Here is an 8,524-nt window from a genome sequence, read left to right on the forward strand (position 1 = left end):
AGGGGCCTGCCGCCGAAGGTGCGGCCCCGGCGACCGACACCGCGCCGGCCACCGACGACCCGCGGGCGGGCGAGCCCGCCGCGCGGGCCTCCCGATCCGAGACTTCCGCAGAGCGCGCCGCCACCAGGGAGGACGCCGATGACGCGTCCAAGCCCGACGTCCCGTCCAGGCCCACGCCGTCCGCGATCCCACCGTCCGCCGCCCGGGTGCGCCGCAGGCTCGCCAGGCTCGGCGCCCAGCGTGGCCCCACTATGAACCCGGTACTGGAACCCCTGATCAAGACGGTCCGCAACACCCACCCGAAGGCGGACCTGCGGCTCATCGAACGCGCGTACGACGTCGCGGCGCACTACCACCGCAACCAGAAGCGCAAGAGCGGCGACCCGTACATCACGCACCCCCTCGCGGTCGCGACGATCCTCGCCGAGCTCGGCATGAACACCGAGACGCTCTGCGCGGCGCTCCTGCACGACACCGTCGAGGACACCCCCTACACCCTCGACCAGCTCAGCGCCGAGTTCGGCGACGAGATCGCCGCGCTCGTCGACGGCGTCACCAAGCTCGACAAGGTCAAGTACGGCGAGGCGGCCGAGGCCGAGACCGTCCGCAAGATGGTCGTGGCGATGTCCCGCGACATCCGCGTCCTGGTGATCAAACTCGGCGACCGGCTGCACAACATGCGGACGCTGCGCTACATGCCGCGGCACAAGCAGGAGAAGAAGGCCCGCGAGACCCTGGAGGTGTTCGCGCCGCTCGCGCACCGCCTCGGGATGAACACGCTGAAGTGGGAGCTGGAGGACCTCGCGTTCGCCACGATGTACCCCAAGCGGTTCGACGAGATCGCCCGCCTGGTGTCCGAGCGCGCCCCGCGCCGCGACGTCTACCTGCAGGAAGTCATCGAGAACGTCTCCACCGACCTGCGCGACGCCCGGATCAAGGCGACCGTGACCGGCCGGCCGAAGCACTACTACTCGATCTACCAGAAGATGATCGCGCGGGACGTCTCCTTCGACGACATCTACGACCTGGTCGGCATCCGGGTCCTCGTCGACAGCGTCCGCGACTGCTACGCCGCACTCGGCTCGATCCACGCGCGGTGGAACCCGGTCCCCGGCCGGTTCAAGGACTACATCGCGATGCCGAAGTTCAACATGTACCAGTCGCTGCACACGACGGTGATCGGCCCCGAGGGCAAGCCCGTCGAGCTGCAGATCCGCACCTGGGGCATGCACCGCCGCGCCGAGTACGGCGTCGCCGCGCACTGGAAGTACAAGGAGGAGACGGTCGGCGGCCGCAAGGCCGGCGACATGCAGTGGCTCCGCCAGCTCCTCGACTGGCAGAAGGAGACCGCCGACCCGGCCGAGTTCCTGGAGTCGCTGCGCTTCGACCTGTCGGTCTCCGAGGTGTTCGTGTTCACCCCGAAGGGCGACGTGATCGCGCTGCCGCAGGGCGCGACCCCCGTCGACTTCGCCTACGCGATCCACACCGAGGTCGGGCACCGATGTATCGGCGCCCGCGTCAACGGGCGGCTCGTCCCCCTCGAATCGGCCCTCGACAACGGCGACACCGTCGAGGTGTTCACCTCCAAGTCGCCGGACGCCGGCCCCTCCCGCGACTGGCTCGGGTTCGTCAAGAGCGCCCGCGCCCGCAACAAGATCAAGCACTGGTTCTCCAAGGAGCGCCGCGACACCGCGATCGAGTCCGGCAAGGACGCCATCGCCCGCGCGATGCGCAAGCAGAACATGCCGCTCCAGCGGATGATGTCCGGCGAGGCGCTGCTCGCCCTCGCCCGCGACATGCGCTACCCGGACGTCTCGTCCCTGTACGCCGCCGTCGGCGAGAGCCAGGTCTCCGCGCAGCACGTCGTCCAGCGCCTCGTGGACGCCCTCGGCGGCGTCGAGAGCGCCGAGGAGGACCTCGCCGAGATCGCCTTGCCGACGCGCCGCAAGCAGCGCCGCGCCGGCGATCCCGGCGTCGTCGTCGCCGACGACCCCGACGTCTGGGTACGCCTGTCGCGCTGCTGCACCCCGGTCCCCGGCGACGACATCGTCGGCTTCGTCACCCGCGGCCACGGCGTGTCCGTGCACCGCGCCGACTGCGCCAACGTCGCCACGCTGAAGTCGCAGCCCGACCGGCTGATCGACGTCAAGTGGTCCCCCAGCGAGGACTCGGTCTTCCTGGTGGCCATCCAGGTCGAGGCCCTGGACCGCCCGCGCCTCCTGTCGGACGTGACCCGCGTCCTGTCCGACCAGCACGTGAACATCCTGTCGGCCTCGGTCACCACCTCCCGCGACCGCGTCGCCGTCAGCCGGTTCACCTTCGAGATGGGCGACCCGAAGCACCTCGGCCACGTCCTGAAGGCGGTCCGCACCATCGACGGCGTCTACGACGTCTACCGGGTCACCAGCGGGGCCACGCGCTAGCCGCCGGGGGCAGCGAGGACGAGCGAGGGGCGGCCGCCACCGGCGGCCGCCCTCCTCCGTCAGGTCGGGTCAGTCTTCGGGGTCGTCGTCCTCGGGGATGACGTCCACGCCCGCCTCGGCGCGCTGCTGCGGGGTGATCGGGGTCGGGGCCGCGGTCAGGGGGTCGTGGCCGGACGCGGCCTTCGGGAAGGCGATCACGTCGCGGATGGAGTCCTGGCCGGCGAGGAGCATGACGGTGCGGTCCCAGCCGAAGGCGATGCCGCCGTGCGGGGGCGGGCCGAACTTGAACGCCTCCAGCAGGAAGCCGAACTTCGACTCCGCCTCCTCCTTGGACAGGCCGAGGACGTCGAAGACCCGCTGCTGCATCTCGGCGCGGTGGATGCGGATGGAGCCGCCGCCGATCTCGTTGCCGTTCAGGACGAGGTCGTAGGCGTCGGCGAGGGCGCTGCCCGGGTCGTCGTGGAAGGTGTCGGCGTACTCCGGCTTCGGCGCCGTGAACGGGTGGTGGACGGACGTCCAGCCGATCTGCTCGCCCTTGTCGTCCTCGACGGGCTCGAAGATCGGGGCGTCCACGACCCAGACGAACTTCCAGGCGGACGCGTCGATCAGGTCGCGGCGGCGGCCGATCTCCAGGCGGGCGGCGCCGAGCAGCTCCTGGGTGGCGTGCCGCTTGCCGGCGCCGAAGAAGACGGCGTCGCCGGGGGCGGCGCCGGTCGTGGCGGCCAGGCCGTCCTTCTCGGCGTCGGAGAGGTTCTTGGCGACCGGGCCGCCGAGGGTGCCGTCCTCCTGGACGAGCACGTAGGCGAGGCCGCGGGCGCCGCGGGCCTTCGCCCAGTCCTGCCAGCCGTCCAGCTCCTTGCGGGTCTGCGCGGCGCCGCCCGGCATCACGACCGCGCCGACGTACGGGGCCTGGAACACGCGGAACGACGTGCCGGCGAAGTACTCCGTCATGTCGGTCAGTTCCAGGCCGAAGCGCAGGTCGGGCTTGTCGGAGCCGTACCGGGCCATGGCGTCGGCGTAGGTGATGTGGGGGATCGGGCGGGGGATCTCGTGGCCGGCGATGTCCCGCCAGAGCCGGGCGACGAGGTCCTCGCCGACCGTCAGGACGTCGTCCTGGTCGGCGAAGGACATCTCGATGTCGATCTGGGTGAACTCGGGCTGCCGGTCGGCGCGGAAGTCCTCGTCGCGGTAGCAGCGCGCGATCTGGTAGTAGCGCTCCAGGCCGCCGACCATGAGCAGCTGCTTGAACAGCTGCGGCGACTGCGGCAGCGCGTACCAGTGGCCTGGCTTCAGCCGGACGGGGACGAGGAAGTCGCGGGCGCCCTCGGGCGTCGACCGGGTGAGGGTCGGCGTCTCGACGTTCACGAAGCCGTGCTCGCGCATCACCTCGTGCACGAGGAACGACGCCTCGGAGCGGATCTTCATCGCGCGGGCGACGGCGTCGCGGCGCAGGTCGAGGTACCGGTACTTGAGCCGGATCTCCTCGTTGACGTTGACGTCGCCCTCGATGGGGAACGGCAGCGGCGCCGCGTCCGACAGCACCTCGATGTCGGCGGCGGCGACCTCGATGTCGCCGGTGGGCAGCTCGGGGTTCTCGTTGCCCTCGGGGCGGACGCGCACCTCGCCGACGACCTTCACGCAGTACTCCGAGCGCAGGTCGTGGGCGGCGTCCTCCTCCCGGAAGACGACCTGCGCGGTGCCGGACGCGTCGCGCAGGTCGATGAACGTGACGCCGCCGTGGTCGCGGCGGCGGCCGACCCAGCCTGCCAGCGTGACCTGCTGCCCGGCATGCTCCTTGCGGAGCGTGCCCGCCTCATGGGTGCGGATCATTTGGAGAGCCTTTCCTTCAACGTCGTGGTGAGGTCGGTGAGCGGGACGGCGGTCTGCTCGCCCTCGGCCAGGTCCTTGACCTGGGCGACGCCGTCCGCGATATCTCGCTCCCCGAGGATCACGGCGTAGCGGGCGCCGGAGCGGTCCGCGTCCTTCATGGCGCCCTTCAGCCTCTTGCCGCCGAACGCCATGTCGGCGGCGACCCCGGCGCGGCGCAGCTCGGCGACGAGCGCGAACATGCGGCGCTCGGCGGTGTCGCCGAGCGCGACGCCGAACGCCTCGCAGCGCGGCTTGGCGGCGAACTCCGCGCCCCGCCCCTCCTGCGACTCGGCCTCCAGGGCGAGGATGGTGCGGTCCAGGCCGAGGCCGAACCCGATGCCGGGCAGCGGGGGGCCGCCGATGTCCTCGGAGAGGCCGTCGTAGCGGCCGCCGCCGCCGATCCCGGACTGGGCGCCGAGCAGCGGGTGGTCGAACTCGTAGGTCGTGCGGGTGTAGTAGTCGAGGCCGCGGACGAGGGTGGGCGTGTCCTCCCACGCGATGCCGAGGTCGGCGAGCAGTTCGCGGACCCGGTCGTGGTGGGCCTTGCACGCCGGGCACAGGTGGTCGGCCATCAGCGGGGCGCCGGCGAGCTGCTCGCGCACCTTGGGGCGCTTGTCGTCCAGGACGCGCAGCGGGTTGATCTCGACGCGGGCGCGGGTGTCCTCGTCCAGGTCCAGGCCGCGCAGGAACTCCTGCAGCAGGGCCCGGTAGGCGGGACGGCACTCCTTGCAGCCCAGCGAGTTCAGCAGCAGCCGCACCCGGGTGAGCCCCAGGGACCGGTACCAGTCCGAGGCGATGGCGATCGTCTCGGCGTCGACCTGCGGGTCCTCGCTGCCGATCGCCTCCAGGTCGAGCTGGTAGAACTGCCGGTAGCGGCCCTGCTGCGGGCGCTCGGCGCGGAACGCGGCGCCGGTCGTCCACACCTTCACCGGCAGCGCGCCCTTGTGCAGGCTGTTCTCCAGGACGGCGCGCAGCACCGACGCGGTGAACTCGGGACGCAGCGTCAGCGACCGGCCGCCCCGGTCCTCGAAGGTGTACATCTCCTTGGACACCACGTCGGTGGACTCGCCGACGCCGCGCCGGAAGAGGTTGGTGTCCTCGAAGACGGCCAGCTCCAGGTAGCCGTAGCCGGCCAGCCGCGCCTGCTCGGCGAACGCCTCCCGGATGGCGTAGAAGAGGTCCGCGCGCGGCGGGACGTACTCACTGACCCCCTTGGGGGCCCGGAAACTCGAACTCATGGTCTCTTCGGCTCAGAATCCCTTGTTGGGTCCGTCCGCCGGCTTCAGGTCCGACAGGAACGGATTGGCCGCGCGCTCGCGGCCGATTGTGGTCTGCTCCCCGTGGCCGGGCAGGACGGCCGTGTCGTCGGGCATCGTCAGGCACACCCGCGACAGGCTGGCGAGGATCTCCTCGTACGATCCGCCCGGCAGGTCGGTGCGCCCGATCGACCCCGCGAACAGCAGGTCGCCGGTGAACATCACGTCCGGGACCTGCTCGGTCCTCGAGGTGCGGAACGTCACCGACCCGGGCGTATGGCCCGGCGCGTGGTCGACGGTGAAGCTCAGCCCGGCCAGCTCGAGCGCCGCGCCGTCCGCGAGCTCCTTCACATCGTCCGGCTCGGACAGCTCCAGGCCGCCGAACAGCTGCTGCCCGGGGCCGAGCGACAGCCCCTTCGCGGGGTCGGTGAGCAGGTCGCGGTCGTCCGGATGGATGTAGGCGGGGACGTCCTTGGCGCCGCAGACCGGGGCCACCGACCAGACGTGGTCGATGTGGCCGTGCGTCAGCAGCACCGCGACCGGCTTCAGCCGGTGCTCGCGCAGGATCTCCTCGATCCCGGCCTCGGCGTCCTGGCCGGGGTCGATGATCACGCACTCCTCACCCGCGGCGGGCGCCACGACGTAGCAGTTCGCGGCGAACGATCCAGCGGGGAACCCGGCGACGAGCACGGTCGTCCTTCCTTGGAGCCATCTCGGGTGGGCGTGTCCGAGGGTACCGGCGCGGCCGCGGCCACCGCGAACGAGATAGGGCCGTCGCCGTGTCGCGGCGGAGGGCGCTCGCTGAACGCTCCCTGAACGCGGCAGCGCTTTTACTCCCCGGTACCGCTACTATGCGCTGCACGTTCACCTGATCACACCGGAGAGGCGAGGCACGTGGCGGGGAAGGACCGCAAGAAGGAGCTCGCGCGGCAACGCTACGAGCGCCAGCAGCAGCGGCGTGCGCAGGAGGCTGCGCGGGCGCGCCGCCTCAAGATCATCGGGTCGGTCGCCGCGGTGGCGGTGGTCGTCGCGGGCACCGCGGCGTTCATGGTGTTCAAACAGGACGAGTCCACGGCCGCCGGCCCGCAGTGCGTCTACAAGGGCGACGCGCAGGGGAGCGCGCCGAAGGACGTCGGCCGCCCTCCGGGCAAGCCGGCGCACCCCGGCATCGTCCAGGCCACGATGAAGACGAACCAGGGCGATGTGGAGATGCAGCTGTACGGCGACAAGGCGCCCTGCACGGTGAACTCCTTCGCGTTCCTGGCGCAGAAGGACTTCTACGACAAGACCGAGTGCCACCGGCTGACGAGCGGCGGCCTCAACGTCCTGCAGTGCGGCGACCCGACGGCGTCGGGCAGCGGCGGGCCCGGCTACCGGTTCGCCAACGAGAACACCGACGGCGCCACCTACACCGAGGGCACGCTCGCCATGGCGCACTCGAGCCAGCCGGACTCCAACGGCAGCCAGTTCTTCATGGTCTACAAGGATTCGCAGCTCCCGCCGGACTACACCGTGTTCGGCAAGATCACCAAGGGGCTGGACGTGCTCGAGAAGATCGCCAAGGGCGGGTCGGAGCCGGACGGCGACGGCAAGCCCAAGAAGAAGGTCGAAATCCAGGACGTCGCGATCGCCGGGAAATAGGCGAACGGGATACTAAGGTGTGGAGGGTCCGGAGGGCGTGAGCCGTCCGGACCCGCGATTCAGGAGGCAAGGGTGTCCAGCGCGACCGATCCCTGGGGCCGGGTGGACGAGGACGGCACCGTCTATGTCAGGACTTCGGACGGCGAGCGGGTCGTCGGGTCCTGGCAGGCCGGCGCGCCCGAAGAGGCCCTGGCCTACTTCAAGCGCAAGTACGACGCGCTCGTCACCGAGATCGGCCTGCTCGAGCAGCGGATCCGCACCACCGACCTGCAGCCCGCGCAGGCGCAGCAGAGCATCGACCGGCTCCGCGAGTCCGTCGCCGGGGCGCACGCCGTCGGCGACCTCGACGCGCTCGCGCGGCGGCTGGACGGCCTGACCGAGCGGGTCGGCCGGCGCCGCGAGGAGGTCAAGGCGCAGCGCGAGCAGCACCGCCACGAGGCCCGCGAGGTCAAGGAGCGGATCGTCGCCGAGGCCGAGCGCATCGCCGCCGAGGAGACGCACTGGAAGAACGGCGGCGAGCGCCTGCGCCAGCTGGTCGAGGAGTGGAAGGCCGCCGACCGCATCGACCGGCCCACCGAGACCGCGCTGTGGAAGCGGCTGTCGGCCGCCCGCAACGCCTTCACCAAGCGCCGCAAGGCCTACTTCGCCACCCTCGACGACCAGCGCGAGGAGTCCCGCCGGGAGAAGGAGCGCCTGGTCGCCGAGGCCGAGGCGATGGCCGGCTCCACCGACTGGGGCGAGACCGCCGCCGCCTACCGCGACCTGATGCGCCGCTGGAAGAACGCCGGACGCGCCTCCAGAGACGCCGAAGAGGACCTGTGGGCCCGCTTCAAGGGCGCCCAGGACGCCTTCTTCCAGGCCCGCAGCGCCGCTTTCGCCGAGCGCGACGCCGAGTTCCGCGGCAACGCCGAGGAGAAGGAGAAGATCCTCGCCGAGGCCGAGCGGCTGCTGCCCGTCAAGGACGTCCGGCAGGCCCGCCAGGCGCTGCGGACCATCCAGGAGCGCTGGGAGGCCGCCGGCATGGTCCCGCGCGACCAGCGCGACCGCCTGGAGGGCCGGCTCCGCAAGATCGAGGAGACCGTCCGCGCCGCCGAGGAGAACGAGTGGCGCCGCACCAACCCCGAGGCCCGCGCCCGCGCCGAGGCCACGGTCGGCCAGCTGCGCAGCTCCATCGAGCAGCTGGAGAAGCGCCTCGGCAAGGCCCGCGACGCCGGCCGCGACAAGGACGTCAAGGAAGCCGAAGAGGCCCTCACCGCCCGCCGCGCCTGGCTCGAAGAAGCCGAACGCACCCTCGCCGAGTTCTCGTGACGCGCTAGGCCGCGCGGCCTAGGAAGG

The 8,524-nt window shown here is 71.5% G+C and carries 6 protein-coding genes; 3 read left to right on the forward strand and 3 right to left on the reverse strand.

Annotated elements, in window-relative coordinates; genetic code table 11:
• Positions 1-251: 251 nt before the first annotated feature.
• Positions 252-2,423, forward strand: a complete 2,172-nt coding sequence (locus tag E1284_RS19400; protein WP_165965338.1) for a RelA/SpoT family protein — start codon at positions 252-254, stop codon at positions 2,421-2,423.
• Between the two features lie 69 nt (positions 2,424-2,492).
• On the opposite strand, the gene aspS is transcribed toward E1284_RS19400, so the two are convergent.
• From aspS to E1284_RS19415, 3 genes are read right to left on the reverse strand one after another with little or no spacing between them, the layout of a single operon-like run.
• A complete protein-coding gene (gene aspS, locus E1284_RS19405) occupies positions 2,493-4,253 on the reverse strand; it encodes an aspartate--tRNA ligase (protein ID WP_131940867.1) in 1,761 nt (586 codons plus the stop codon).
• Positions 4,250-5,530, reverse strand: coding sequence for a histidine--tRNA ligase (hisS, locus tag E1284_RS19410; RefSeq protein ID WP_131940869.1), 1,281 nt, complete (start codon positions 5,528-5,530; stop codon positions 4,250-4,252). Before hisS ends, aspS begins: the two co-directional genes overlap by 4 nt.
• A 12-nt stretch (positions 5,531-5,542) precedes the next feature.
• Positions 5,543-6,238, reverse strand: coding sequence for an MBL fold metallo-hydrolase (locus E1284_RS19415; RefSeq protein WP_131940871.1), 696 nt, complete (start codon positions 6,236-6,238; stop codon positions 5,543-5,545).
• Between the two features lie 204 nt (positions 6,239-6,442).
• Here E1284_RS19415 and E1284_RS19420 point away from each other — a divergent pair, with 204 nt between their 5' ends.
• Together E1284_RS19420 and E1284_RS19425 are read left to right on the forward strand one after the other, a co-directional pair.
• On the forward strand, positions 6,443-7,189 hold the full coding sequence (locus E1284_RS19420) for a peptidylprolyl isomerase (RefSeq protein ID WP_131940873.1): 747 nt from the start codon (positions 6,443-6,445) through the stop codon (positions 7,187-7,189).
• A gap of 72 nt (positions 7,190-7,261) precedes the next feature.
• The gene (locus E1284_RS19425) at positions 7,262-8,497 is read left to right on the forward strand and encodes a DUF349 domain-containing protein (RefSeq protein ID WP_131940875.1); all 1,236 of its coding nucleotides are present in this window, start codon (positions 7,262-7,264) and stop codon (positions 8,495-8,497) included.
• Positions 8,498-8,524 lie beyond the last annotated feature (27 nt).

Source organism: Actinomadura bangladeshensis (assembly GCF_004348335.1).
Taxonomy (GTDB): Bacteria; Actinomycetota; Actinomycetes; order Streptosporangiales; family Streptosporangiaceae; genus Spirillospora; species Spirillospora bangladeshensis.

Excerpts from the sequence above, each read along its gene's own strand:
- E1284_RS19400 (WP_165965338.1), top strand. The coding sequence starts at position 252 with ATGAACCCGGTACTGGAACCCCTGATCAAGACGGTCCGCAACACCCAC.
- hisS (WP_131940869.1), bottom strand. The coding sequence starts at position 5,530 with ATGAGTTCGAGTTTCCGGGCCCCCAAGGGGGTCAGTGAGTACGTCCCG.
- aspS (WP_131940867.1), bottom strand. The coding sequence starts at position 4,253 with ATGATCCGCACCCATGAGGCGGGCACGCTCCGCAAGGAGCATGCCGGG.